The sequence below is a fragment of the Streptomyces chartreusis genome (assembly GCF_008704715.1).
Lineage (GTDB): Bacteria > Actinomycetota > Actinomycetes > Streptomycetales > Streptomycetaceae > Streptomyces > Streptomyces chartreusis.
The window spans coordinates 4152270-4176087 of sequence record NZ_CP023689.1; the positions used below are offsets into that span (position 1 = coordinate 4152270).

Sequence of the window (23818 nt, forward strand, 5' to 3'; positions counted from 1 at the left end):
CTTGTCGGACCTGACGGAGTGGGCCTATCCCCTCGCCGAGTCATTGCTCGCCGAGCCGCTGCCGCGGCGGTGGCAACACTCGCTGGGGGTAGCCGAGCGAGCGCGCACCATCGCGCTCATCCTCGGGCAGGACGCCGAACTGCTGGAAGCATCAGCCGTCCTTCATGACGTTGGCTACTCGCCAGACCTGGCCAAGACAGGCTTTCACCCGCTTGATGGCGCTCGCTACCTCCGTGACGTGGCGCATGCCGAGGCACGGGTCGTGAATCTGGTGGCCCACCACTCGTGCTCATGGATGGAGGCCGAAGCGCGCGGCCTGCGCGAGGAACTGGAGGGCGAGTTCCCCCGCGAGCCTGCGCACCTCAATGACGCTCTCTGCTTCTGCGATATGAACACCACTCCGGACGGCACGCCCACGAATCCGGTCGACCGCGTCAACGAGATTGCCAGCCGGTACGGGACCGATAGCCTGATCGGCACGTTCATTCGCCGTGCCGAGCCGGAGATCCTCGCGAGCACGTCGCGTGTGCTCGAACGCGTCGCCGCCGCTAAGCATCAGCCGATGTAGGGAGCCTTCCGCGTCCGATCCATGGCGTGCTCAATCCGGAGCAGCATAGTGGGGTGGATGTCGAGCTTGGATAGGTCCGCTGGGTCAACCCAGCGGACCTGTGTCGTCTCGTTGCTCGTGCGCACCTCACCTCCAACCGGCCGCGCGCGGAAGCAGATGCTGAACTGCTGGCGGATCTCGCCATCGTCGTACTGCATCCGGTGACCAGGGTCCGTGTAGATCCCGGACATGTCGACGACTTCCGCCTTGATCCCCGTCTCTTCCCAGACTTCGCGTACGACGGTGTCACTGATGGACTCGCCGACGTCGTGCCCACCGCCGGGCAGCGCCCAACGGCCGTTATCGGATCGCTGGATCATCAGCACCTGGCCCGCGTCGTTCTGCACAAACGCCACGACGGATGGCACGACAGAGTTGGCCGGCGGAGCGTCCGGGTCGTGTAGGTAGTCGATGCGGCCCATGCCTCATGCTCCTGTGATGTCGTGTTCGGTCGCTGGCCTGGCGCCTTCCCAGGTCTGCTGAACGCTATTGGCGAAGGTGTCGAAAAGCCCGCCCCCGGGGAGTCGTCGCAGGTGAAGAACCGGAGCCAGGTAGGCGCCAACGCCATACACGTGCGTGTTGACGAGCATCTCGTCATCCACACGGTAGATCGAGTTGTAGAGCACCGTGTCATGCAGACGGAAGGCAATCTCAGGGTGGCTGGTGAACAGAGGGCGATAGTTGACCAGCGCGTTACGGATCTTGCCGTCCATGATGCGGTGCCCTTCGTCGATGCCGCGCCGGATGACGGCCTCGCACGCCGGATCGCCCATCAGGACGCGAATGGCGACGCTCTGCGATTTCGCCTTGAGGACTGACAGGAAGCGTGGGTCTTCCGCCAAGCCGATGCCTGCGTACACAAGGATGTCGATGCGCTCGTTGGCGCGTTCGCACATCTCCCGCCATAGGTCGGTCGGTACGACGTGGCGGTGCGGGTACACCGTGACGATCTCCGCCTTGCACAGGTCAGTTGCACTGTCGAGCGAGCGTGTGTCATCCCACAGCGTCGTCACGTCGACGTTCAGCAGGGACGCGGTGGCGTATTGATGGCGCCGGTAAGGCACCTTGCCCTGCGTGATCCAGCGCTCGACTGTCTTCGGGTTGACTTCGATGGCTTCCGCGAGTTGCTGCACGGTCATGTTCTGTGCCAAGAGAGCCGACCGCAGCCGCTCGTTGGACATCTCCACCCCCGATGGGACGTCTAGGGACCTCTTGAAGGTAGCCAGATCAACCAGAGCTGTCCATGAGTGGGGTAACCAACTCCCCTAACCTGCACCGATTCTGATCGTGCACCAAGAAGTTCCGGTGCAAAGCCAAGAGGTTCCGTCGCTGTACTTGACGGACCCCTATGCAGTCCCTGTAAAACAGGTACTGCATTGCCCGGAGGGCCCCGTGGAACGGGCTCGAAGGAAGCGACAGCAGCTTGAGAACTCAACAGCGTGCCGAGGGAAGCCCGTCCCCCCTTCGCAAGCAAGAGGGCGGGCGCGCATGGGTTCTGTCCTGTGCGCGGTACAGCGCCATTCGACCTTTTCGCAGCTCAAGGGCTGCGGCCGGTTGCCTCCGCTGCTCGTCTCGTACGAGCAGCGCTGAGGGGAGCCGGAACACCTCTTCGCCTCTTAGGAGTCCTGCATGTCTGCTTCCGTCGAGATCGTTTCGTTCGGCTACTTGCACGACGCGCCGCCGGCCGCTCACCTGACCATCGACCTGCGGCACCACTTCCGCGACCCGCACGTCGCCCCGGAGCTGCGGTACATGACCGCCGACGACGCACCGGTCCGCACGGCCGTGCTGAACACCCCCGGCATCACGGACTTGGTGGCGGCGACCGCCAGGGCGGTTGCTGCGTTCGCGTCCGGCCCGAGTGCCGGAACGGTCGTCGTGGCCGACGGATGTGCCGGTGGCCGCCACCGCGCCCCGACGTTCGCCCGTGCTCTCGCCGCCTGCCTGCGGGCCGCCGGGCACAGCGTGTCCGTCTCGCACCGCGACATGGGCAAGGACGTCGTCCAGCGCTGACGACTGCCCGCGCCGCAGGACCCCGCACCACCTGCGGCAAGGGGAGCCGTACAGACCCGACGGCCCACCCGGTCACCCACTCAGGGAGTGCCTCTCATGGCTCAGCACGACAACTGCAACATCAGCGGCGACGTCACCGGCACCGTCATTCAGGGCGAGGTCAACGGCATCGTCACCGGCGACCATAACCCGTTCCAGAACAGCCCCGTCGTGATCACCGGCAACGACGTCACCGTGCACGAGGGCGGCAACACCGGTGGCATCCGCCAGAACTTCTGACCTGCTCTTCCAGCCCTTGCCGGGCCGATCCCGGGCCTACGCCGCAAACGCGGGCGAGGGCACGCACCACCCACTCATCAACAACCAGATCAAGGAGCACGCACATGGACTGGATGTGGCAGCGGAAGGCCGAGGAATCCGGCGAGGCCGAGGAGGCCCGCGTGTACCAGCAGAGGCGGGCCAACGAGGAAGCAGAGGCCGAGAGGAACCGGCAGTTCTGGGAGTACGCCGCCAAGTTGCACGGCGAACACGGCAACTGAACGCAGCGAGGGCCCCGGGCGGACGATCCCGCCTGAACGCCGCGCCAGCGCGCACTGACCCACCCAGCCCCGGCAGTCAGCCGTGAAGGGCGCGGGATCGAATCTCGCCCGGGGCACTCCGGCCACCGCTCTGTGGCCGCGCCGCACCGCGTTCTGCGTGCGGCATCCCCTCTCAACGGCGTGCACCCCCGGAGCTGGCACTCCGGGGGTGCTGTACGGGCCGTTGCACCTGCTAGGGAGACCACGACCCATGAACTCCATTGTCACAGTTCAGGACGCTGCTATCGCGTTCGCCGACTGGATCGAACCGACGGACGCGGAGCTGGACGCGATCGAGCAGGAGATGCCCGTCATCCTGGCGGACGTCGAACTCCTCGACGCGCAGATCATCACCCTCGACCGCACCCCGACCGAGCTGGACGCGCGCCGCATCCGCCGCGCCCGCCGCCGCGCGCTCGCCGCCCGGGTCGCACTGATCAACCGCAAGAACGCGAGCATGCCGGGCGGTGCGGCATGAGGGCGAACACGTCCCCGACCGGCCTGGCCCTGCTGCTGATCGTGGCGGGCCTGCTGGTCTCGTTCACCAGCGTCACGGCCGCGTTCGTCACGCATGAGCCCATCTGGCGCTACGTGATCGCGGGCGGCTGCTTCGTGCAGTTCCTCGGTTGGATGGTCCACGGCCGCCGGAACGGCGGTGCGGCGTGAAGGCCAAGACCGTTCTGCCCGCCGCCGTGATGACGGCGGTGTCCATGGTGCTCACCCTGGCCGTGGTCGTGATGTGGCTCGGCACCGCCGTACCCGTACCGGTCGCCCTGGTCGTCGGCCTCGGCATCGACGGAGGATGGCTGGCCACCCTCGCCTACGAACGCCGCCTGGCCGCACAGGGCGACCACAACCGCGTCGTGACCGGGGTGGGCTGGTTCTTCGGCCTGGCCGCCTCCGGTGTCCTGGTCGCCCACGCCCTCACCGCCGAATCCTCCGCCGGCGCGTGGCTGGCGGTGGCGTGGCTACCGATCGCGGCCAAGGCCCTGTGACTGGTCCACGGCCTGTGGGAGCGCACCGCGCTCACCCCCGCCGCCCTGGACGCAATCCGGGGCATCCAGCAGGAGGCCCGCGACGAGGCGGCCGTGGCTCGCGCTCGTCTGCGGGCCGAAGCGGGCGCCGAAGAGACCCGCTTGACGGCCGTGACGGGGGCGGGTGCGCGTGTCGCACGCGTCCAGGCCAGGACCGCCAAAACCCTCGCCGGGGCGTGGTCGACGCTGGAAGAGACGCGGCAGGGCGAGAACACCGGCCGCGCGCTGACCAGCGTGACGAGGCCCGTCACGCCCGGCGTCACAGCCAATTGGGAGCTCCCCGTGTGGGGCCCCAGTGAACCGACCGGACTGCCCGCACTGGAGGCAGGACCCGCGCTCACCGACGCCGCACTGGACGCTCTGGTGGACGAGATCCGGCACAGCGAGACGCCTGCACTGTCCTACCGGGAGATGGCCAGTCGCTTCCGGGCTGCCGGCCACTCCGCATCCGAAGTCCGCCTGCGCGCCGCGTGGAAGCGGGTGGCCTGATGTCGGCCGCGTGGGGCAATTGCTTTGACCCGTCGGGTGCCCGCTACGGGGTGCCCACCTACCCGTGGCGCCTGGCGCCGGACGGGTTGGCCACACGGCGGCAGTTACGGGCTGAGGGTCTGCGTCCGGGCGGTCAGCCGATAGCGGCACAGGTCATGCGCATGAACCGCCGCACCGGCACCGAGAGGGTGGCCTACCTCTACCGCATCGACCGCGCCCTGCCCGTGCGGTCGATGACCTCCCGCAAGTGGGGTGCCCTGGCGCTGGCGATGCTCGCCCGCCGTACCTGCCCGGCCTGCCGTCTGGACGTCGGCTATTGCATCCCCCGCTCGCACGGCATCTGCGGCATGTGCCTCGCCGCACAAGACGCCGCCGCGTGACCTCTCACCTACCACCGAGGAGTACGTGATGGGCAACTCCGACCTGCGCCGTCTGGACCGGGAGATCCGGGCCACGACGAAGAAGCTTGAGGCCGTGCGGAACGGCGAGTGGTGGCCGCTGACCGCCCGAGAACGACTGGCCATGTCCCGCGCCCTGGCCAGTGGCGCCCGCAGCGTCACCAAGGGCCGCAGCACCGGCCGCGCCGAACAGCAGATGGACACCACCGGCTCCGCTGCGGAGACGCGGCTGAGCGCGGAGCTGTCCGGCCTGTACGTCGAGCGCCGGCGCCTCATCGCTGAGTCCAGGAAGAAGAAGTCTTCGCGCTGGTTCTGACCAGCGATGACGCCCGGGTGGCCGCCTCTTTCCACGGACACGGCCACCCTGGCGCCTCACTCCAATTCCCGCCCTGATCAGGGCAGTCAGGAGAGCTCTCAGCATGACCGAGAACGTCGTTCACCTCCGCAAGACACCCGAACCCCCCGACCCGGATGCCACGGTGACCACGCTGACCGTGGTGCCCGATGCCCCGCCCGCGCGGCCCGTTCCGCTGTGGGTGCGCTCCGGCCGCGCCATCAGGACCGCTGCCACCGCCGACGGCACGAAGACCACGGTCCGCGCGGTCGCCCGGCACGGCCTCTACACGTTCAACGGGGGTCGGATCGTGGCCCGTCGGACCTGGGACGGCCGTACCGGCGCCCGATACGAACGCATGCTCCGCGCGGCTGAGGCCGCCGGGAACTACGAGGTGGCGGAGGAGTGGGAAGAGCGCTTGCAGCGGTTCCGCGACGCCCGCCACCGCCGGCGCATGGACCTGCTGCACTCCCCGGTCGAGGTCGCCAAGGGTGCCGCTGTCGGCACCGGCATGGGCATCGGGGCGCTGGTCGCCCTGGGTGTCGTGATGGCCATCAGCAACGGCGAGGTCAAGGACATCATCACCCCGCTCGCGGCCACCATCAACTTCATCGCGACCCTGATCCGGATCGTGCAGATCGTCTGGCCTTACGCCGTTGTCCTGGGGCCGCTGTTCGCCCTTCTCGGCATGTGGGCGGTCGGCAGCAAGCAGCAGGCCGCGCCGCAGTGGGCGCTGCCCGCCAACGTTCGCTCTGGTGATGGTGAGCCCATCACGCCCTCGATCGTGGTCAAGGCCCTGCGTGACCTGGGAGTTCCCGCGCTGCGCAACGCCATCAAGGACATGGGCGACGCCGGCGCCTCGATGCTCGGGCCGATCACGATCGCCGGATGCGGTGTCGAGGTCGACGTCACCCTGCCCTCCGGCGTCTCGACGATCGAGGTGCAGAACAAGCGGCGCAAGCTCGCGGAGAACCTGACCCGGCACGAGCACGAGGTCTTCATCACCATCCCGCAGGCCGCCCGCACGGTGCGGTTGTGGGTTGCCGACTCCGGCGCCCTCGATGAGCCGATCGGCCCGTCGCCGCTGGTTACCGACGAGACCATGACCGCCAACTACAAGACCGGCCGCGCCCCTTGGGGTCAGGACCTGCGCGGGGATGCCGCCACGCTGAGCCTGTATCAGCGCCACCTGCTCATCACCGGCCTGTCCAACCAGGGCAAGACCGTCGCCCTGCGCTCTCTCGCCCTGTGGCTGTCGCTGGACAAGTCGGTGCAGTTCCTCATGGGTGACCTCAAGGGTGTGGGCGACTGGGCCATGTTCGACGGACTCGCCACCACCCTGATCCAGGGACCGACGGATGAGCACGTGATCCAAGTGACCGAGATGGTCGAGGGCGCCGTGGACGAGATGAACCGCCGCATCCAGGCCCCACCCGGGACCGTGTTCCCGCCATTGATCGTGCTGGTCGACGAGGCGCAGGTGGCGTTCATGTGCCCGGCCAAGGACGAGGACAAGCGCCCCTACGGCGGCGCCAAGGCCAACTCCCGCTACTTCATGGCCGTCCGCAAGATCCACAACCAGGGTCGTGCGGTCAACGTCCTGATGTGGCAGGGCACCCAGGACCCCACCAACGAGAACCTCCCCAAGCTGGTCCGCGAGGGTGCCCACACGCGTGCCTCGCTCGCGCTGGGCACCGAGTCGCAGGCACGCATGGCGCTCGGGGACAAGGCCGTCGACGGCGGCGCCGCCCCCAACCTGCTGCGCCCCGGCCTGGACAGGGGAACCCTGGTCGTCGCCTCCGACGGCATCACCATCCCGGCCGGCCAGTCGTCCATCACCGTGCGCACCCACTACATCGACGACGACGGGGCCGAAGCCATCACCAACCGCGCCAAGGCACTGCGCGACGGCGTCACTACCCTGCACGCCATCGAACGCGGTGAGGACCGTGACCCGCTCGCCGACATCGCATCAGCGGTCGGGGACGCGGCGCGGGTGCGGACCAAAGACGTCCTGGCGCGGCTGGCGATGCTGAACGAAGACGCCTACGGCGGCTGGTCGTTCACCGACCTCAAGCGCGTCCTCGACGACGCCGGGCCGGACATCGCCTACAAGTCCGACGGCGTCATGGTCGTCAGCCGCGACCGCCTCACCCGCGCCCTCGCCAACCGCGACGCGGGGGGTTCCGCTTCCACCGAATGAGAGCAGGGAGCCGACCTCGCCCAGGTCAGAGAGACAGGGAGAACTCCCTGAACCCCTCCCTGACCCGCCTCCCTGGCCCTGACCTGCACGAATGATCGTTCAGGGAGGCAGGGAGGCACTCCAGGTCAGCCCCCTGAAACCCCCTTCACCGTGTACCCCGAAGGGGGTGCGTCTGCCTCCCTGGCCTACTGCCGGAAGGGATTCCGCATGTACCCCGAGCCTGCCCGCCACGCGCCCTACGAGCGGGCCGTGGAAGTCCACCAGCCCACCCCGATACAGCCCGCTGCCGTGACGTCGGCGCCGCTCGTTCCCGTGCCGCCCGGCCATGTCCCGGCGGTGGCGAGCGTGGTCCTGCCGGACGGGCGCGTCGTCACCGGCTACACCATCAGCCCCATGCAGCCCGAACCGCTCGCTGCCAAGCCGGCCGTCTCCCGCGCGGCGGTGAACGTCGCCCTCGGGGGCGTCGGGTTCCTCGCCGTGTGCGGCGGACTGCTCCTGCTGACCACGTTCATCACCGCACTCACCGCACTGATCACTCAGCTCATCACGCTCGCCGCCGTGCTCTTCGGCGGATACGCGGCCGTGCAGATCTTCAAACCGTCCGGCGCCAAGAGCGGCAACGCCTTCCACATCCGTAAAGCGATCTTCAAGCGCAACCACTTCAACGGCTGAGGGTCAAAGTCCACGACGCCTCTTGAGATGGCCGGGTTCAGTCGCAGGCTGGTCGATCGCTCCAGGACGGCAGATCTCCAGTGAACACACCGAGAGTGGGGCAGATCACGCACACGCTCAGGGGAAATCTTGAGACGTGTGTAAGTACTTCTGTGACCGAGTCCGTCTCTCGTACGACGGGCGCTCCCAAGGCTCCGTCATTCGCCTGGTTGTCGGGCTCCGGGCAAAGAGTCCCCGACAACCAGGCTTCAAGAACGGTATACGGTCTGTGACCGCCTGTGCGTAAGGAGCATTGGCGGGGTTTGCTATGTCCGGATGCGTGCGAGATCCTATGCCCCGTCATGTAATGACCCCCTCGGTGGTGACCACGCCCGGAGCCCCGAGGATGAACCTTGGGAGCGCCATGAGCTCTGCCGCACTGCCCCCCTCTGCCGCGTCCGGCCTGGTGTCGGACGCGAAGAAGTGGGTGGCTTCCGCGACCGTTGTGGTCACCGAAGCCGTTCAGCAGTTCACCGACCCCGACTCGCTGTGGGGTTCCGGTGCCGAGCACCTTCAGACGGTGGCGATCGCCGGCGTCGGTGTTCAGCTCCTCGTCATGGGGTGTCGTCGCCTGCGGAGGGATGTCAAGCCGCACGTCGACCCCAGCGGTGCCATCCGACTCTTCCGGAGCCGGGACGACGAGGGGTCTGGGCGCTCTTGACGGAGCGGGCTAGTCGCCCTACGGCGGCGGAGCAGTCTCGGGATAGCTCCGCCGTCGCGTTTGACGCTTTCTATGTAGAAAACCATATGATTATGCTCCGTTACGCTCAGTCAGTGCTGCGAGCGGATGGAGGCTTGGCCGAGGAGCTGGTCCACGATGCGTTCATCACCATGCTCCGTCAGTGGGACAAGGTCATGTCGACTGTCAATCCTCGCGCCTACGCCTTCGCGATTCTTCGGAATCAGATCCGCGATCACCATCGGCGCTCGCATCCGACAAGCACTCTTGACGCGGTACCCAGCGGTGAACCGTCAGGAGACGGCGGCATCGGCGAGGCCGAAGCATCCGTCGTACTGCGCGACCTTCTCAACCGCCTGCCGGAGAGGCAGCGGGAGGTCCTTCTCCTGCGATACGTGGTTGATCTAACGAATCGCGAAATCGCAGAGCTACTTGGGCTTTCCGAACGCACTGTGTCGGTCCACATTCATCGAGCCCGCACAGCCCTTCGGGCAGCTGGCACGGTGTGACACCATCGCGGGCACAGACGGGCATGGTCGTCGACGCGGGGCGAGGCGGCGATGCAGCGTGAGCATCGCCGCCCGCGGCTAGGGCTGGCGGTGCATCTGCCAGTGTGCCGTCAGCCACTTACGCTGCTTGGGCATGACCTTAGGGACCAGCAACGGCTGTCCGTGCATGGCCTTGTACAGCGGGTACGTGGCGATCTCGTCAGCGACGTCCAGCAGCAGCGTCTCCGGGTGGACCGCGATCAAGCCCACATCGAACAGGCGATGCAGGTCACGGCGGAGCAGGAAACCACCACCGTTGTGGTCGCCGGTGTTCGCGTAGCTGTACAGGTGGGCGGCTTCGAGTACGACGGCCGGCAAGGGACCGCTGAAAGCGCAGTGCTCGCCGTACGTGTCCAAGAGTTGCTGGCGGAAGCTGGCCTGGCCCTTCCGGACCCGCACGGTGGCCGTTCCGTGCCCACCGGCGATGACCTTCTCGGTGTTCTCCACGACCCCCAAGGGCGTGGCCTTGCCCTTGTCGGCGAGCGCGGTCCGCACCTCGTCCCACTTCAGCCGACGGAAGCTGTTCTGTGCCTTGGGGTGCACACACAGCTGCCGCAACTCCGCCCCGGATAGGGCACCTTCCATACTGACCCAGCCGGCTTCGTAGGTACCGCGATACTGCTTGACCTTCTTCGACTCCTTGACCGGCTCGTCGAACTCGAAGTTGCACTCCTTGTTCGCGCACCTGAAGACCGGTGTCTTGGTCTTCCGCGGGTTGATCTCCGTGTCGTTGCAGTTGGGGCAACGGTGCAGGTCCTTGACGCCCATCTTCGAGTCGATGGCTTCCAGGACCGAGATCCCCAACAGTGTCTCGCCGGTCCACATCACGATGACGTCGCCCACGGCCACCGTGCCGTGGTTGGGGACCGTGTCGTCCCAGCTGTAGTGCACGCCGAGAACGTCGTCATACAGCTCGCCTGAACGCGACCGGTCCGCCCCTGTGACCAGTGCCAACCACGCCGTCATAGCTCGCCCTTCTCCCCGTGCTACCGCCCCACCACCAGGGGCGTGATGCCTGCCTATCCCAGCACCGTAATCGGCAGCACTGACAATCCCGCATCCCAACTCCCTGGACCGGCCGGCCACTCCGAGATTCAGAAGCCGCCTGGCCGCACACGAAAGGACGTCATGTTCGAGATCCGCATTGTCTGCGAGCACGCGGATGTGCCCCGCATCGCCCAAGCCGTCCTCGGCTCGGTCGACGCCACCTCGGTGCGCCGCATCCCGGTCGCGGGCGGCACCCGCAGCAACCTGCTCATCACCGCCGAACACCGCAGCGACCACTCCGACTGCCCCATCTGCGACGACGGCATGACCCTGTGGCTCCTGCCCGACGGCACCGAGCAGCGCCGCCCTTGCACCGGCATCGACTACGAAGACCTGCTCGCCGCCGGACTCCTGCCTCACGCCCCGCGCCGCGAACCCTGGCGCCGCCGCACGCACCGCTAGCTACGGCAAGGGCGGCCCCTCACGTCTCGCCAAAGTCGCGGGGCCGCCCTTGCTCGCCAGTCACCCATCAAGGAACTGGAGACATCCAGCATGACCCATGACCCCCGTTCCACGCTGCTGTCCGCAGCGCTGGACGCTGCCGAGCGCGGCTGGCACGTCTTCCCTCTCCGGCCCGGAGGAAAGCCGCCCGCCCTGCACGGTGAGAAGTCCTGCACCCGCACCGGCGAGTGCGCAGGCGGGCACCGCAAGTGGGAGCAGCGCGCCACCACCGACCCCGACCGCATCCGCGTGGCCTGGTCGCGGGCGCCGTTCAACGTCGGCATCGCCACCGGCCCGTCCGGGCTGATCGTGGTCGACCTGGACACGCCAGAACACAAGGGCAGTTCGGACGCGCCTGACGGCGCGGCAACCTTTGGAGCGCTCTGCGAGCGCGCCGGGCACGCCGTCCCCGACACCTACCGGGTGCGGACCACCAGCGGTGGAACCCACCTGTACTTCACCGCCCCGTCCGGCGTGCGAATCGGCAGCACCGCGGGCACCGTCGCCGCGTCGGTCGACACTCGCGGGTGGGGCGGATACGTCGTCGCTGCCGGCAGCATCCTGCCCGCCGGAGACTACGAAGCGCTGAGCGGCTCCGTGGCGGCCCCCCTGTCGTCGTGGCTCCAAACCATCCTGCAACCCTCCCCCAAGCCCTCTCAGGCGCCCTCTGTGGCCGTAACGGGGCAATCACGTCGATATGCGGATGTAGCGCTCGCCAACGAGACGCGGAATGTCGCCACGGCTCAACACGGGGAACGCGAGCGGAAGTTGTTCACCGCAGCGCGCGCCCTCGGACGGTTTGTCGCGTGGGGCGACCTCCCCCGGCACATGGTTGAGCAGGCTCTTCAGGAGGCAGGGGAGGCGACCGGACTCGCCGCGTCCGAGTGCCGCTCCACTCTCCGCAGCGCCCTCAACTGGTCCATCGCCCACAACAGCCGCACGGGGGCGACCACATGAGCGCCCCTCCCCGCCCCCACCTGAAGAGCATCCCCGACATCCCGGCCGGTCCTCGCGCCGCCGAATCAGCCGCACGACGGACCGCTGTGGGCGAGCCGAAAGGCGCCGCCCGCAAGGGCGTCGTAACTGCCCTTCGCTCTAAAGGCTTCCGGACCAGCGACATCCGCCCCGCCGCCGACCCGACGATGGAGCAGCCCGGGATCCGCATCTACGCGCCACCGGTCTACCGGGACCACTACGACGGCGCCCGCTGGTCCAAGCGCCAGGGAGACACCCCCAACGCCGCCTACGCCTGCCCCTGCGGGCAGACCGGCCGCGCCCGGGGCCGGGACTCCGTGGCCGCGCTGGTCTACGAGTACGCCGCCCACACATCCAGCTGCACCGGCACGCCCGCTGCCTCCATGGAAGGGAGGGCCGCCGCATGACCGACCTGGAAGAACTGCCCGCACCGTCCAACCCCCTGGCCGTCGCCCGACGCCTCCTGCCCGACTGGCAGAGCGAAGACGGACGCCTGGTATGCCGACGCTGGCGCGCCTCCTGGATGCACTGGACCGGCACCTGCTGGCGCGAGATGGACGACGCCCAGATGCGCGCGACCATGTACACGCGCCTGGAACACGCGATCTACATGACCTTGGGCAAGGACAACAAACCCGAGAGGCACGACTGGGCGCCGACGAAACAGAAGATCGGCAACCTGCTCGACGCCCTCGGCGCCATCACCCTCCTGCCCACCGACACCGACGCCCCGGCCTGGATCAATGACCAGGGCGACACCGGGCAGGACCACGGCCCCATCGTCGCCTGCGAAAACGGCCTGCTGCGCATCCGAGACCGCGCCCTGCTCCCACATGGGCCCGGATTCTTCAACCTCGTCTCCGTCCCCTTCGCCTACGACCCTGCCGCGAGCGCGCCGACGTGGGAGGCGTTCCTGGCGCAGATCTGGCCAGACGCCCCCGACGCCATCGCAGCACTTCAGGAATGGTTCGGCTACGTCCTCTCCGGTCGTACCGACCAACAGAAGATTCTGCTCATGGTCGGCCCGTCCCGGTCCGGCAAGGGCACCATCGCCCGCGTGCTGAAGATGCTCGTCGGAAAGGAGAACCTCGCCGGCCCGACCCTGGCAGGGCTGGGCACGAACTTCGGGCTGTCCACCCTGGTCGGCAAGCCTCTTGCTGTGATCTCCGACGCCCGCCTGTCCGGCAACGACAACAGTCAGGTCGTGGAACGGCTACTCACCATCTCTGGTGAGGACACCATCGACATCGACCGCAAGTACCGCCAGCCCTGGACAGGGAAGCTGCCCACCCGGCTGATGATCCTGTCCAACGAACTGCCGCACTTCGGCGACTCATCCGGCGTCATCGCCCGCCGCTTCATCCTGCTCAACATGACCGTGTCCTGGCTGGGCAAGGAAGACCCCACACTGACGGACAAGCTCATCGCGGAGATGCCCGGCATCATCAACTGGGCCCTCGACGGCCTGGCCCGCCTCCAACGCACCGGCCGGATCACCGAACCGGCCTCCAGCCGCGACGCCATCACCACCATGCAGGACACCGCCTCCCCCACATCCGCATTCGTTCGGGAGCGCTGCACCACTGGGCCGACCTGCACCGTTCCCGTCGATGACCTCTGGGCCGTCTGGCGAGAGTGGGCGGAAGACAACGGAGTGCGGGCCGGCACGAAACAGATCTTTGGCCGCAACCTCTTGTCCGTGGTCCCCCAGCTCAATCGTGCTCGCCCACGTACCCCGTCAGGCGAGCGGATTGCCACGTACAACGGCATCGGCCTCAGCGCTTGAGCCCACATTCGTCCGGGTCGCGGCCCAGCGCGACCCAACGCCCCTGACCTGCGGCTTTCCCTCCGCGCCATCGCGGCCCACCGCGTCCCAGAACCGAGCAGGTTTGGGCCGCGATAAGCCGCACGAGAGCACCGCAAAACCCCAGGTCACAGGCTTGGGCCGCGATGGGCCGCGACCCACAGCATTGTGCCGCCAACCACACACCGAGCCACCCTCTCCTCACCCCAAGGAGATCTCTGCATGAGCACCTCGACCCGGCGACGCCGCGCGCCAAAGGACGAACTGGTCCCGCTGCCCGAGGCCTTGGTGGAGATCGGCATCAGCCGTGCCACCTGGTATCGGTGGCGCGATCGCGGCTATGCGCCGGAAGCTCGCCGGACCCCGTCCGGTCGCATCTGCGTGCGCCGAAGTGTCCTGGACGCCTTCAAAGACGAATTGGAAGCCGCGTGACCGAGTGGAGCTACACCGTCAAGATCTGGGCCATCAGGAAGCGTGACTACCGGAAGCCCTACCAACTCCGATGGAAGGTGGGAGCACGCCCTCACTCGGAATCGTTCCTCACCCTGGGCCTGGCGGACAGCCGCCGGGCCCAACTCATCACGGCGGCACGCGAGGGCGAGCCGTTCGATGTGGACAGCGGATTGCCGAAGTCCATGGTCGACAAGAAGCGGGACATCTCGTGGTACGAGCACGCCCGCAACTACATCGCCATGAAGTGGGACGACTCTCCCGGTAACACCCGCCGGACCCTGGCGGAAGCCATGGCGACTGTGACGCCGGCCTTCGTGAAAGACACCAAGGGAATGCCGGACGCGAGAGTCGTCCGACGCGCCCTCTATAGCTGGGCGTTCAACAAGAACCGGTGGGATGAGGAAGTACCCGCCGACGTGGTCAAGGTGCTGGACTGGTTCGGCCGCAAGTCGCTGCCCATGTCCGCGCTTTCTGACCGCCTGACCGTAAAGGCAGCTCTGAGCGCCCTGTCGAGGAAGCTGGACGGCACGACCGCAGCAGCGGGGACGATCAGCCGCAAGCGCGCCATCTTCTACAACTCCCTTGAGTTCGCAGTCGACGCCGAGTTGCTCAGCGACAACCCGTTGGACCGAATCAAGTGGACGGCTCCCGAGCAGGTCGTAGAGGAGGTGGATCCGGAGTGTGTGCCGAATCCGGTGCAAGCGGCCAAGCTCTTGGCCGCTGTGCGGGATCAGAGCAAGCGGGGCCGCCGGCTCGCCGCGTTCTTCGGCTGCATGTACTACGCGGCTGCACGGCCGGCTGAAGTCATCGGCCTGCGACTTGGTGACTGCGACCTGCCGCGTCGCGGGTGGGGTCTGCTCCGACTCCGCGAGACGCGTCCGCGCTCAGGAACCGCGTGGACGGACAGCGGCGAGGCACACGAGAAGAGGGGACTGAAGCACCGCCCGCGCAAGGCAGTTCGGCGCGTACCGATCCCGCCGGAACTGGTCGCTCTGCTGCGGTGGCACCTCACCGCATACGGCACCGCCACCGATGGACGGGTGTTCCAGACGATGCGCGGCGGGCTCATCCAGGACACCGGGTACGGCGAGGTCTGGGCGGAGGCTCGCGTACGGGCCCTGACAGCGAGCGAATTCGAGTCGGTGTTGGCCAAGCGTCCATATGATCTTCGCCACGCTGCGGTGTCCACGTGGCTCAGTTCCGGAGTTGAGCCGCAGCTTGTGGCCGAGCGCGCCGGCCACAGTGTGGCTGTGCTCTTCCGCGTGTACGCCAAGTTCCTCAAGGACGGGGACGAGGCCGCGAACGCCAAGATCTCCGCTCGGTTGGAGCAGAGCGCGTGACGGGCCGGAAATCCCGTCCACGCGCCGTCCACGCAGTTCGAGATGGGGCGTTCGAACGCGAGACAGTGTGAGACAGCGCGCCGATTGGCCACGGGCATGGCTAAGGGCCCTTGACCTGCTAAAACAGCAGGTCAAGGGCCCTTAGTTCCCGTGTGGCGGCGCCAGGATTCGAACCTGGGAAGGCTGAGCCGGCAGATTTACAGTCTGCTCCCTTTGGCCGCTCGGGCACACCGCCGGGGTTTGCTGCCGCTCGAACCGCTCTGTCGGCGGTTCTCCCTGGCAACGACGTAAACAATACCCGATGCGGAGGGGTGCTTCGCCACCCGATTGATCGCCTCCCGGGGGACCTGGGGTGGCTAGGCTTGTCCGGATGCGGTCCGGGGCCTGCCCCGGGCTCGGCGGCCACCCCCACGCCCGCCGAATCGCACCCCACACGCACCCCGATACAAGGAGCCACAGGACATGGCCGACTCCAGTTTCGACATCGTCTCGAAGGTCGAGCGGCAGGAGGTCGACAACGCCCTCAACCAGGCCGCCAAGGAGATCTCGCAGCGCTACGACTTCAAGGGCGTGGGTGCCTCGATCTCGTGGTCCGGGGAGAAGATCCTGATGGAGGCGAACTCCGAGGACCGGGTGAACGCCGTCCTCGACGTCTTCCAGTCCAAGCTGATCAAGCGGGGCATCTCCCTGAAGGCCCTGGACGCGGGCGAGCCCCAGCTCTCGGGCAAGGAGTACAAGATCTTCGCGTCGATCGAGGAGGGCATCTCCCAGGAGAACGCGAAGAAGGTGGCGAAGATCATCCGCGACGAGGGCCCCAAGGGCGTGAAGGCCCAGGTCCAGGGCGATGAACTGCGCGTCAGCTCCAAGAGCCGGGACGACCTCCAGGCCATCATCGCCCTGCTGAAGGGCAAGGACTTCGAGTTCGCGCTCCAGTTCGTGAACTACCGGTAAGCGACCCTCAGGGTTACGAGAAAGGGTGGGCACTCCGCTGTGGGTGCCCACCCTTTCCCGCCTGCTGGCTGCGGTCCGGAGGTGTCGCTCTGCGGCTGATCCCGGTCAGCTGCGGGAATGGCCGAACAAGATGCGGTAGGCGATCAGGAGCACGAGGGAGCCGCCGATCGCCGAGGCCCATGTCGCGCCGTCATAGAAGTCCTTGGTGATCGGGTGGTCCAGCCAGCGGGACGAGATCCAGCCGCCGATGAACGCGCCCGCGACGCCGATGAGCGTCGTGCCGATGAAGCCGCCCGGGTCACGGCCCGGCAGCAGGAACTTGGCGATGGCCCCGGCCAACAGCCCCAGAATGATCCAGCTGATGATCGTCATGCCTTGAACCTGCCCCTCCGCGCTGTGCCTGCACTTTTCCGGCACTGTGATCTCGGGCGCGCTTGTTCGTGCTCTGTTGATGAGCAGGACGTCACGGGAGCACCCCTCGGTTGCAGCGATCAGTAGGGTTCCGGCCATGACACAGTCCGGCTCCGCCTCCCCCGAGCTGCGACGCACCCTGGGCGTCGGGGACGCCGTGATGATCGGGCTCGGCTCGATGATCGGGGCAGGGATCTTCGCGGCGCTGGCGCCCGCGGCGCGCGCGGCGGGTACCGGACTGCTGCTCGGACTGGCGGTCGCGGCCGTGGTCGCCTACTGCAACGCCACGTCGTCGGCGCGGCTGGCCGCCCTGTATCCCGCCTCGGGCGGCACGTACGTGTACGGGCGCGAGCGGCTCGGGCCGTTCTGGGGGTATCTCGCGGGCTGGTCGTTCGTGATCGGCAAGACGGCCTCCTGCGCGGCGATGGCACTCACCGTGGGCGCCTACGTCTGGCCGGAGCAGGCGCACGCGGTGGCGGTCGCGGCCGTGGTGGCGCTGACCGCGGTGAACTACGGCGGCGTTCAGAAGTCCGCCTGGCTGACCAGGGCGATCGTGGCGGTGGTCCTCGCTGTCCTCGCCTGTGTGGTGGTCGTGTGTCTGGGTTCCGGGCAGTCCGATGCCGGGCGTCTGGACATCGGGACCTCGGACGGCATCGGCGGGGTGCTTCAGGCGGCGGGACTGCTGTTCTTCGCCTTCGCCGGGTACGCGCGGATCGCGACCCTGGGCGAGGAGGTGCGGGACCCCGCGCGGACCATTCCCCGGGCGATTCCGGTGGCCCTGGGCATCGCGCTGGCGGTGTACGTGTGTGTGGCGGTGGCTGTCCTCTCTGTGCTGGGGCCGGAGGGCCTCGGGCAGACGAGCGCGCCACTGGCCGACGCGGTACGGGCGGCCGGGGTGCCAGGGCTTGCGCCGGTGGTACGGGTGGGTGCCGCCGTCGCCGCGCTCGGCTCGCTGCTCGCCCTGATCCTGGGCGTCTCACGGACGACGCTGGCCATGGCCCGTGACCGGCATCTGCCCGGCGCCCTGGCGGCCGTGCATCCGCGGTTCCAGGTACCTCACCGGGCCGAACTCGCCGTGGGCGCGGTGGTCGCGGTCCTGGCCGCCACGGTGGACGTGCGGGGCGCGATCGGGTTCTCCTCCTTCGGGGTGCTGGCGTACTACGCGGTGGCCAACGCGTCGGCCTGGACTCTCGGCTCGGCGCCGGCCGCGCGCGTCGTCCCCGCGGTGGGGCTCCTCGGCTGTGTGGTGCTGGCCTTCTCCCTTCCGGGCGTCTCCGTGGCCGTCGGTGCGGGGGTGCTGGCCGTGGGCGTGGCCGCGTACGGCGTTCGGCGGTGGGTGGCGGGTCGGACGGGGGCGCGGGGGCGTTAGCCGGCGGGCTTGGCGATGCGGTCGCGGTAAGAGCACGTCGGAGGGCGCGGCGGTCAGGGCGTGGGTGTTGCCGCCGTGCGTATGCGGGCGTGCGGGCGCTGGCCGACGGCCGGCGGGGCGCCGCGGCGAAAGGATGGCCGGGACCGGAGGAGGGCCGGGAACGCGCCGAGTTGCAGGTGGGAGCAAATCGCGGAGCGGGGCCGGTCAGGGCGCCGGTGTCGCCGCCGTGCGTATGCGGAAGTCGGTCCAAGGGGCCATCTCCAGCTCCTCGTTCATCTCCTCGTACCAGCCCGTGCCGTCGATCCAGGCGCACAGCCAGTGGGCGAGGCTCGGGGCGTCCACATACCAGGCGTGGTCCGCGTCGTCGGCGTTCGGTTCGAAGAGCAGGACGGTGGGCTCGGGGCCGCGGCAGTCGACGCAGGCGTACATCGCGCAGCCCCAGTGGGATATCGCCAGGACGCCCTCGGGCCAGGGCCAGTCCGGGTCCTTGCGGGCGTGCTCGCGGTTGGCGAGGTACTGCGTGACGGCGGCGGGCTCGCCGGCCGGAGGGCTGTCGAGCAGGGGCAACAGGCCGTACTCCGGGCCGAATCCGCCGTCTCCTATCCGGAGGTAGAGGTCGGCGAGCAGCGGCGGCAGGCGGAAGCCGAGGGCGGCCTCGGCACGGGCCACGGTGGCCGCGTCCACGGGCTCGGGCAGCGAAGTCCAGCCCCACGGTCGGGTGTTGCGGGCCTTGTCCGCCACCCTCGTCAGCAACTGCTCGTTCTCGGTCATGCGTTCATGATGCAAGCCGCCACTGACATTGGAGCCGGCCTGTGGACAACCGACGGGTTGTGGAAAACCCTCCTACCAACCCGACGCGAACGGCCTGTCGGTCGGGACGATTTCGCGGCCCAGCGGGAACAGCGACACCGGGATCAGCTTGAAGTTGGCGATGCCGAACGGGATGCCGATGATCGTGACGCACAGCAGCAGGCCGGTGACGATGTGGCCCAGGGCGAGCCACCAGCCCGCAAGGACCAGCCACAGGACGTTGCCGACGCAGGACGGGGCTCCGGCGTCGTGGCGCTCGATCGTCGTGTACCCGAAGGGCCACAGGGCGTAGACGCCGATGCGGAAGGCGGCGATGCCGAAGGGGATGCCGATGATGGTGATGCAGAGCAGCAGGCCGGCGGCCAGGTAGCCGAGGAACAGCCAGAAGCCGCTCAGGACGAGCCAGATGACGTTCAGGATGGTTTTCACCGAGGACCAGCCATCCTCTCGAGCCGGGCGATACGGTCCGCCATGGGCGGGTGGGTGGAGAACATCTTGGAGAACCCCTGACCTGGGCGGAACGGGTTGGCGATCATCATGTGACTGGCGGTCTCGATACGCGGCTCGGGCGGCAGCGGGAGCTGCTTCGTGCCGGCGTCGAGCTTGCGCAGCGCGCTGGCGAGGGCGAGGGGGTCGCCGGTGAGCTGGGCGCCGGACGCGTCGGCCTCGTACTCCCGTGAGCGGCTGATCGCCAGCTGGATGAGCGAGGCGGCGAGCGGCCCGAGGATCATGATCAGCAGCAGGCCGAGGATGCCGGGGCCGTCGTCGTCATCGGAGCGGCCGATCGGGATCAGCCACGCGAAATTGACCAGGAACATGATCACCGACGCGAGCGCCCCGGCGACCGATGAGATCAGGATGTCGCGGTTGTAGACATGGCTCAACTCGTGGCCGATGACACCGCGCAGTTCCCGCTCGTCGAGGATGCGCAGGATTCCTTCGGTGCAGCACACGGCGGCGTTGCGCGGGTTGCGGCCCGTCGCGAACGCGTTCGGGGCCTCCGTCGGGGAGATGTACAGGCGCGGCATCGGCTGACGGGCCTGGGTGGAGAGGTCGCGGACCATGCGGTACAGCCCGGGAGCCTCGAACTCGCTGACCGGGCGGGCGCGCATCGCGCGTAGCGCCAGTTTGTCGCTGTTCCAGTACGCGTAGGCGTTCGTGCCCAGCGCGATGACCACCGCGATGACGAGCCCCATTCGGCCGAAGAAACTGCCGATGACGATGATGATTGCGGACAGTCCCCCGAGGAGGACTGCGGTCCTGAGCCCGTTGTGCCGGCGGTGCACGGTACGCCCTCCAAGTGGTGCGGCAGGGGAACCCTTTGCTGGTCGATCTCCGATGCCACTGGTGCCGTGATGTCACGTCCAGTGGACCCTTCTGTACTGGTCAACGCCAGGCGAGGGCCCCGGGTTCCCTTGCCCGTGCGGCGGCGGGCGTGGGCCGGACGGGTGAACGCGCCCGCGCGCGTGGAGGGCGGGTCGTTCCACGCGCGCGTACGGAACGCTCCCCGGGGCTCGGCCCCAGGGTTCAGAAGAGCCCGGTGTCGGTGAACCGCAGGATCAGCTGGGGCGCTCCGGACAGGGCGATGCCGATGACCCCGGTGAGCGCCATCGCGGCCGTGACCGGCGCGGGGGCGAGGTACCGGACGGGCTCGCCCTCGGGGGCGCGGAACAGCAGGGCCGTCCACTGGAGGTAGTAGAACAGCGCGATCACGACGTTGACGGCCATGACCACGGCGAGCCAGCCGAGTCCGGCGTCGACGGCCGCGGAGAAGACAGTGACCTTGGCGAAGAGGCCGATGATGCCTGGCGGGAGTCCGGCGAGGCACAGCAGGAAGAAGGCCAGGATCAGGGCGGAGATCGGGTTGCGCGCGTACAGGCCGCGGTAGTCGCTGATGCGGTTGAGGGTCTTCGTACGGCCCACGAGCGCGGCCACCGCGAAGGCGCCGAGGTTCACGGCGGCGTACATAAGCGCGTAGGCGACGGTGGAGCCGATGGAGCGCTCTGCGTCGTCGGAGTACGCGGCGGCGGCGATCGGCACCAGGAGGTAGCCGGCCTGTCCGACGGAGGACCAGGCGAGCAGGCGTACCGCGCTGTACGCGCGCGTGGCCTGCTGTCGCAGGGCGCCGACGTTGCCGACGGTCATGGTGAGCGCGGCGAGCGCCGCGAGGGCGGGGCCCCATACGTCGGCGTACGACGGCAGCGCGATGACGGTGATGAGGATCAGGCCGGTGAAGCCGACCGCCTTGCCGACGACCGACAGGTAGGCGGCGATCGGCAGCGGCGCCCCTACGTAGGTGTCCGGCACCCAGAAGTGGAAGGGCACGGCGGCCGTCTTGAAGGCGAAGCCGACCAGGGTGAGGACGACTCCGGTCTGGGTGAGGGTCTCCAGTTGGCCGTCGACGTTCTGGACGCGGTCGGCGATCTGCGTCAGGTAGAGGGTGCCCGTGGAGGCGTACACGAAGCTGATGCCCATGAGGCTGACCGCGGTCGCGGTGACCGAGGACAGGAAGAACTTCAGTGCCGCTTCGGAGGACTTGCGGTCGCCGTGGCGCAGGCCGACGAGGGCGAAGGCGGGCAGTGAGGCGACTTCCAGGGCGACGATGAGGGTCGCGAGGTCCCGGGAGGCGGGCAGCAGGGCGGCTCCGGCAGCGGAGGAGAGCAGCAGGAACCAGAACTCCCCTTCGGGGAGGCCCTTGTTGGCGTCCTTCAGTGCCGTGACCGACAGCAGGGCCGCGAGGAGGGCGCCGCCGAGGACGAGGAACTGGATGACGAGGGTGAAGCGGTCGGCCGTGTAGCTGCACAGCTCGGCGTCGCCGGCCAGGCAGAAGGTGGAGCGGTCGCCGTCCAGGAGGGGCAGCAGCAGAAGCGCGGAGGCGGCGAGTCCCGCCACGGAGGTCCAGCCGAGCACCGCCTTCTTGTTCTCCGCGATGAACAGGTCGGCGACGAGCACCACGAGTGCGACGACCGCCGCGAGGGTGGGCGGCGCGATGGCGAGCCAGTCGACGGACTGGACGAGGTTCGCGGCCAGTGGCTGGGCCAGGGAGCTCATCGGGTGCCTCCTGAGAGGAGCTGCTGCACGGCCGGGTCGGTCAGGCCGAGGAGGGTCTTCGGCCACAGTCCGGCGACGACGGTGAGGGCGACGAGCGGGGTCCAGGCCGCGAACTCGTAGCTCTGGACGTCGGCGAGCTTCGGGGCGTCCTGCGGTGCGGCGCCCATGCAGACGCGGCGGACCACGAGGAGCAGGTACGCGGCGGTGAGCAGGGTGCCGAAGGCGCCGATCGCCATGAAGGTGAGGAAGGCCGGGCGGCTGAGTTCGGGGGCGGGTTCGAACGCGCCGAACAGCGCGAGCATCTCGCCCCAGAACCCGGCGAGTCCGGGCAGCCCGAGCGAGGCGACCGCGGCGAAGGCGAGCAGACCGCCGAGGCGCGGGGCCTTGCCGTACAGGGCGGCGCCGGTCTGCTCGGCAAGGGCGTCGAGGTCGGTGGTGCCTGTACGGTCCTTGAGGGCTCCGACCAGGAAGAACAGCAGGCCGGTGATGAGGCCGTGGGCGATGTTGGCGAACAGGGCGCCGTTCACGCCGGTCGGGGTCATCGTGGCGATGCCGAGCAGGACGAAGCCCATGTGGCCGACGGAGGAGTAGGCGATGAGGCGCTTCAGGTCGCCCTTCGCGCCCTGCTTGGCGAGGGCGAGGCAGGCCAGCGATCCGTAGATGATCCCGACGACGGCGAAGGCGGCGAGATAGGGCGCGAAGTCGGCGAAGCCGTCCGGGGTGATCGGCAGCAGAATGCGGATGAACCCGTACGTACCCATCTTCAGCAGTACGCCGGCCAGCAGGACCGAGCCGACGGTCGGGGCTGCGGTGTGGGCGTCGGGCAGCCAGCTGTGCAGCGGCCACATCGGGGTCTTGACGGCGAGCCCGATCCCGATCGACAGAACGGCGATGACCTGCACGGATGTGGTCAGCGACCGGCCGTTGTCAGTGGCGAGTGCCACCATGTCGAATGTGCCCGCCTTGATTCCGATCAGGAGCAGGCCGAGCAGCATGACCACGGAGCCGAGCAGCGTGTAGAGGATGAACTTCCAGGCGGCCGCGGTCCTGCCCTCGCCGCCCCAGCGGGCGATGAGGAAGTACATCGGGACGAGGACCATCTCGAAGGCGAGGAAGAACAGGAGCAGGTCGAGGACGGCGAAGGTGGCGAGGGTGCCGGACTCCAGGACGAGCACGAGTGCGACGAATGCCTTCGGGGTCGGGCCCGCGGGCATCTTGAAGTAGGAGTAGAGCGCGCAGAGGAAGGTCAGCAGCGCGGTCAGGACCACGAGGGGGAGGGAAATGCCGTCGACGCCGAGGTGGATGCGCACGTCGAGTGCGGGGATCCAGCTGATGTCCGTGCCGGCCTGCATCTTCGACGGCTGGTCGTGGTCGAAGCCGAGCGCCAGGACGATCGCCGCGATGAGGACCGCGCCGGTGACGGTGACGCCGTGCCGGAGCACTGCCTGCTCGGGTGACTTCCCCTTCAGTCCGGGCGGGGCGGGCAGGAGAGCGGCGGCCGCGCCGAGAAGCGGGCCGACGACGACGAACGCCAGAAGGAACTGCATCACGGACTCGTTGATATCGATCACG

At 68.4% G+C, this 23818-nt stretch carries 29 protein-coding genes, 1 tRNA gene and 1 pseudogene; 21 read left to right on the plus strand and 10 right to left on the minus strand.

The window, feature by feature from the left end:
- Position 1: 1 nt before the first annotated feature.
- A complete protein-coding gene (locus tag CP983_RS17675) occupies positions 2–568 on the plus strand; it encodes an HD domain-containing protein (RefSeq protein ID WP_150500387.1) in 567 nt (188 codons plus the stop codon).
- Here the strand turns inward: CP983_RS17675 and CP983_RS17680 are convergent.
- Positions 556–1029 (minus strand): NUDIX domain-containing protein, encoded by a 474-nt coding sequence (locus CP983_RS17680; protein ID WP_150500390.1) that lies wholly within the window; start codon positions 1027–1029, stop codon positions 556–558. The genes CP983_RS17675 and CP983_RS17680 overlap by 13 nt on opposite strands.
- A gap of 3 nt (positions 1030–1032) precedes the next feature.
- Positions 1033–1788, minus strand: coding sequence for a helix-turn-helix domain-containing protein (locus tag CP983_RS17685; protein WP_167537721.1), 756 nt, complete (start codon positions 1786–1788; stop codon positions 1033–1035).
- 448 nt (positions 1789–2236) lie between these two features.
- On the opposite strand from CP983_RS17685, the gene CP983_RS17690 reads away from it, so the two are divergent.
- The 12 genes and pseudogenes from CP983_RS17690 (at position 2237) to CP983_RS44010 (ending at position 9555) form a co-directional block, all read left to right on the plus strand.
- A complete protein-coding gene (locus CP983_RS17690; RefSeq protein ID WP_150500392.1) occupies positions 2237–2620 on the plus strand; it encodes a RapZ C-terminal domain-containing protein in 384 nt (127 codons plus the stop codon).
- Between the two features lie 96 nt (positions 2621–2716).
- On the plus strand, positions 2717–2899 hold the full coding sequence (locus tag CP983_RS17695) for a hypothetical protein (RefSeq protein ID WP_150500394.1): 183 nt from the start codon (positions 2717–2719) through the stop codon (positions 2897–2899).
- A gap of 104 nt (positions 2900–3003) precedes the next feature.
- On the plus strand, positions 3004–3159 hold the full coding sequence (locus tag CP983_RS44000) for a hypothetical protein (RefSeq protein WP_167537722.1): 156 nt from the start codon (positions 3004–3006) through the stop codon (positions 3157–3159).
- 250 nt (positions 3160–3409) lie between these two features.
- Positions 3410–3676 carry a DUF6284 family protein gene (locus tag CP983_RS17700; RefSeq protein WP_150500396.1) on the plus strand — a complete coding sequence of 89 codons (267 nt, stop codon included), beginning with the start codon at positions 3410–3412 and terminating at the stop codon, positions 3674–3676.
- Positions 3673–3864 carry a hypothetical protein gene (locus CP983_RS17705; RefSeq protein WP_150500398.1) on the plus strand — a complete coding sequence of 64 codons (192 nt, stop codon included), beginning with the start codon at positions 3673–3675 and terminating at the stop codon, positions 3862–3864. The genes CP983_RS17700 and CP983_RS17705 overlap by 4 nt, the downstream gene beginning before the upstream one ends.
- Positions 3861–4721 (plus strand): annotated as a pseudogene (locus CP983_RS17710) (protein spdB). The gene CP983_RS17705 and the pseudogene CP983_RS17710 overlap by 4 nt, the downstream one beginning before the upstream one ends.
- The gene (locus tag CP983_RS17715) at positions 4721–5101 is read left to right on the plus strand and encodes an RRQRL motif-containing zinc-binding protein (protein WP_150500400.1); all 381 of its coding nucleotides are present in this window, start codon (positions 4721–4723) and stop codon (positions 5099–5101) included. Before CP983_RS17710 ends, CP983_RS17715 begins: the two are co-directional and overlap by 1 nt.
- Before the next feature lie 28 nt (positions 5102–5129).
- On the plus strand, positions 5130–5435 hold the full coding sequence (locus CP983_RS17720) for a hypothetical protein (RefSeq protein ID WP_150500402.1): 306 nt from the start codon (positions 5130–5132) through the stop codon (positions 5433–5435).
- 103 nt (positions 5436–5538) lie between these two features.
- The gene (locus CP983_RS17725; RefSeq protein WP_150500404.1) at positions 5539–7656 is read left to right on the plus strand and encodes an FtsK/SpoIIIE domain-containing protein; all 2118 of its coding nucleotides are present in this window, start codon (positions 5539–5541) and stop codon (positions 7654–7656) included.
- Positions 7657–7863: 207 nt separating this feature from the next.
- A complete protein-coding gene (locus tag CP983_RS17730; RefSeq protein WP_150500406.1) occupies positions 7864–8328 on the plus strand; it encodes a hypothetical protein in 465 nt (154 codons plus the stop codon).
- Between the two features lie 403 nt (positions 8329–8731).
- Positions 8732–9028, plus strand: a complete 297-nt coding sequence (locus tag CP983_RS44005) for a hypothetical protein (RefSeq protein WP_167537723.1) — start codon at positions 8732–8734, stop codon at positions 9026–9028.
- A complete protein-coding gene (locus CP983_RS44010) occupies positions 8929–9555 on the plus strand; it encodes an RNA polymerase sigma factor (protein WP_268256294.1) in 627 nt (208 codons plus the stop codon). Before CP983_RS44005 ends, CP983_RS44010 begins: the two co-directional genes overlap by 100 nt.
- Positions 9556–9633: 78 nt before the next feature.
- Here the strand turns inward: CP983_RS44010 and CP983_RS17740 are convergent, their stop codons facing one another.
- Positions 9634–10560 (minus strand): HNH endonuclease, encoded by a 927-nt coding sequence (locus tag CP983_RS17740; protein ID WP_150500410.1) that lies wholly within the window; start codon positions 10558–10560, stop codon positions 9634–9636.
- Between the two features lie 162 nt (positions 10561–10722).
- Between CP983_RS17740 and CP983_RS17745 the strand changes: the two genes are divergently transcribed.
- The 6 genes from CP983_RS17745 to CP983_RS17770 all read left to right on the plus strand — a co-directional run bounded on the left by CP983_RS17745 (position 10723) and on the right by CP983_RS17770 (position 15654).
- Positions 10723–11043 (plus strand): hypothetical protein, encoded by a 321-nt coding sequence (locus tag CP983_RS17745; protein WP_150500412.1) that lies wholly within the window; start codon positions 10723–10725, stop codon positions 11041–11043.
- A 90-nt stretch (positions 11044–11133) separates the two neighbouring features.
- Positions 11134–12039, plus strand: a complete 906-nt coding sequence (locus tag CP983_RS17750) for a bifunctional DNA primase/polymerase (RefSeq protein ID WP_150500414.1) — start codon at positions 11134–11136, stop codon at positions 12037–12039.
- Complete coding sequence (locus tag CP983_RS17755; RefSeq protein ID WP_229914940.1) at positions 12036–12464, plus strand: hypothetical protein; 429 nt, start codon at positions 12036–12038, stop codon at positions 12462–12464. Before CP983_RS17750 ends, CP983_RS17755 begins: the two co-directional genes overlap by 4 nt.
- Positions 12461–13843 carry a DNA primase family protein gene (locus tag CP983_RS17760; RefSeq protein ID WP_150500416.1) on the plus strand — a complete coding sequence of 461 codons (1383 nt, stop codon included), beginning with the start codon at positions 12461–12463 and terminating at the stop codon, positions 13841–13843. The genes CP983_RS17755 and CP983_RS17760 overlap by 4 nt, the downstream gene beginning before the upstream one ends.
- A 240-nt stretch (positions 13844–14083) precedes the next feature.
- On the plus strand, positions 14084–14293 hold the full coding sequence (locus tag CP983_RS17765; RefSeq protein WP_150500418.1) for a helix-turn-helix transcriptional regulator: 210 nt from the start codon (positions 14084–14086) through the stop codon (positions 14291–14293).
- The gene (locus tag CP983_RS17770) at positions 14290–15654 is read left to right on the plus strand and encodes a tyrosine-type recombinase/integrase (RefSeq protein WP_150500420.1); all 1365 of its coding nucleotides are present in this window, start codon (positions 14290–14292) and stop codon (positions 15652–15654) included. The genes CP983_RS17765 and CP983_RS17770 overlap by 4 nt, the downstream gene beginning before the upstream one ends.
- 153 nt (positions 15655–15807) lie before the next feature.
- Here CP983_RS17770 and CP983_RS17775 read toward each other — a convergent pair.
- A tRNA-Tyr gene (locus CP983_RS17775) sits at positions 15808–15889 on the minus strand.
- A 227-nt stretch (positions 15890–16116) separates the two neighbouring features.
- On the opposite strand from CP983_RS17775, the gene CP983_RS17780 reads away from it, so the two are divergent.
- Complete coding sequence (locus CP983_RS17780; protein WP_107904154.1) at positions 16117–16605, plus strand: YajQ family cyclic di-GMP-binding protein; 489 nt, start codon at positions 16117–16119, stop codon at positions 16603–16605.
- Positions 16606–16710: 105 nt separating this feature from the next.
- Here CP983_RS17780 and CP983_RS17785 read toward each other — a convergent pair whose 3' ends face one another.
- Positions 16711–16977, minus strand: coding sequence for a GlsB/YeaQ/YmgE family stress response membrane protein (locus tag CP983_RS17785; protein WP_030947618.1), 267 nt, complete (start codon positions 16975–16977; stop codon positions 16711–16713).
- A gap of 136 nt (positions 16978–17113) precedes the next feature.
- Here CP983_RS17785 and CP983_RS17790 point away from each other — a divergent pair, with 136 nt between their 5' ends.
- Positions 17114–18385 carry an APC family permease gene (locus tag CP983_RS17790; RefSeq protein WP_150500422.1) on the plus strand — a complete coding sequence of 424 codons (1272 nt, stop codon included), beginning with the start codon at positions 17114–17116 and terminating at the stop codon, positions 18383–18385.
- A 204-nt stretch (positions 18386–18589) separates the two neighbouring features.
- Here CP983_RS17790 and CP983_RS17795 read toward each other — a convergent pair whose 3' ends face one another.
- The 5 genes from CP983_RS17795 to CP983_RS17815 form a co-directional block, all read right to left on the minus strand.
- Positions 18590–19156, minus strand: coding sequence for an SMI1/KNR4 family protein (locus CP983_RS17795; protein WP_150500424.1), 567 nt, complete (start codon positions 19154–19156; stop codon positions 18590–18592).
- 72 nt (positions 19157–19228) lie between these two features.
- On the minus strand, positions 19229–19624 hold the full coding sequence (locus CP983_RS17800) for a YccF domain-containing protein (protein WP_125529139.1): 396 nt from the start codon (positions 19622–19624) through the stop codon (positions 19229–19231).
- Positions 19621–20481: a zinc metalloprotease HtpX gene (htpX, locus tag CP983_RS17805; RefSeq protein WP_030947608.1), complete on the minus strand. Its 861-nt coding sequence runs from the start codon at positions 20479–20481 to the stop codon at positions 19621–19623. Before htpX ends, CP983_RS17800 begins: the two co-directional genes overlap by 4 nt.
- Positions 20482–20722: 241 nt before the next feature.
- Positions 20723–22246, minus strand: coding sequence for an NADH-quinone oxidoreductase subunit N (locus tag CP983_RS17810; protein ID WP_150500426.1), 1524 nt, complete (start codon positions 22244–22246; stop codon positions 20723–20725).
- Positions 22243–23817, minus strand: a complete 1575-nt coding sequence (locus CP983_RS17815) for a complex I subunit 4 family protein (RefSeq protein WP_150500428.1) — start codon at positions 23815–23817, stop codon at positions 22243–22245. Before CP983_RS17815 ends, CP983_RS17810 begins: the two co-directional genes overlap by 4 nt.
- Position 23818 lies beyond the last annotated feature (1 nt).

Coding starts and splice junctions, on each gene's coding strand:
- CP983_RS17725 (WP_150500404.1), top strand. CDS start 5,539: ATGACCGAGAACGTCGTTCACCTCCGCAAGACACCCGAACCCCCCGAC.
- CP983_RS17715 (WP_150500400.1), top strand. CDS start 4,721: ATGTCGGCCGCGTGGGGCAATTGCTTTGACCCGTCGGGTGCCCGCTAC.
- CP983_RS17690 (WP_150500392.1), top strand. CDS start 2,237: ATGTCTGCTTCCGTCGAGATCGTTTCGTTCGGCTACTTGCACGACGCG.
- CP983_RS17755 (WP_229914940.1), top strand. CDS start 12,036: ATGAGCGCCCCTCCCCGCCCCCACCTGAAGAGCATCCCCGACATCCCG.
- CP983_RS17695 (WP_150500394.1), top strand. CDS start 2,717: ATGGCTCAGCACGACAACTGCAACATCAGCGGCGACGTCACCGGCACC.
- CP983_RS17810 (WP_150500426.1), bottom strand. CDS start 22,246: ATGAGCTCCCTGGCCCAGCCACTGGCCGCGAACCTCGTCCAGTCCGTC.
- CP983_RS17760 (WP_150500416.1), top strand. CDS start 12,461: ATGACCGACCTGGAAGAACTGCCCGCACCGTCCAACCCCCTGGCCGTC.
- CP983_RS17745 (WP_150500412.1), top strand. CDS start 10,723: ATGTTCGAGATCCGCATTGTCTGCGAGCACGCGGATGTGCCCCGCATC.
- CP983_RS17750 (WP_150500414.1), top strand. CDS start 11,134: ATGACCCATGACCCCCGTTCCACGCTGCTGTCCGCAGCGCTGGACGCT.
- CP983_RS17680 (WP_150500390.1), bottom strand. CDS start 1,029: ATGGGCCGCATCGACTACCTACACGACCCGGACGCTCCGCCGGCCAAC.
- CP983_RS17740 (WP_150500410.1), bottom strand. CDS start 10,560: ATGACGGCGTGGTTGGCACTGGTCACAGGGGCGGACCGGTCGCGTTCA.
- CP983_RS17685 (WP_167537721.1), bottom strand. CDS start 1,788: ATGTCCAACGAGCGGCTGCGGTCGGCTCTCTTGGCACAGAACATGACC.
- CP983_RS17780 (WP_107904154.1), top strand. CDS start 16,117: ATGGCCGACTCCAGTTTCGACATCGTCTCGAAGGTCGAGCGGCAGGAG.
- CP983_RS17700 (WP_150500396.1), top strand. CDS start 3,410: ATGAACTCCATTGTCACAGTTCAGGACGCTGCTATCGCGTTCGCCGAC.
- CP983_RS17720 (WP_150500402.1), top strand. CDS start 5,130: ATGGGCAACTCCGACCTGCGCCGTCTGGACCGGGAGATCCGGGCCACG.
- CP983_RS17795 (WP_150500424.1), bottom strand. CDS start 19,156: ATGACCGAGAACGAGCAGTTGCTGACGAGGGTGGCGGACAAGGCCCGC.
- CP983_RS17765 (WP_150500418.1), top strand. CDS start 14,084: ATGAGCACCTCGACCCGGCGACGCCGCGCGCCAAAGGACGAACTGGTC.
- CP983_RS17785 (WP_030947618.1), bottom strand. CDS start 16,977: ATGACGATCATCAGCTGGATCATTCTGGGGCTGTTGGCCGGGGCCATC.
- CP983_RS44005 (WP_167537723.1), top strand. CDS start 8,732: ATGAGCTCTGCCGCACTGCCCCCCTCTGCCGCGTCCGGCCTGGTGTCG.
- CP983_RS17790 (WP_150500422.1), top strand. CDS start 17,114: ATGACACAGTCCGGCTCCGCCTCCCCCGAGCTGCGACGCACCCTGGGC.
- CP983_RS44000 (WP_167537722.1), top strand. CDS start 3,004: ATGGACTGGATGTGGCAGCGGAAGGCCGAGGAATCCGGCGAGGCCGAG.
- CP983_RS17705 (WP_150500398.1), top strand. CDS start 3,673: ATGAGGGCGAACACGTCCCCGACCGGCCTGGCCCTGCTGCTGATCGTG.
- CP983_RS17730 (WP_150500406.1), top strand. CDS start 7,864: ATGTACCCCGAGCCTGCCCGCCACGCGCCCTACGAGCGGGCCGTGGAA.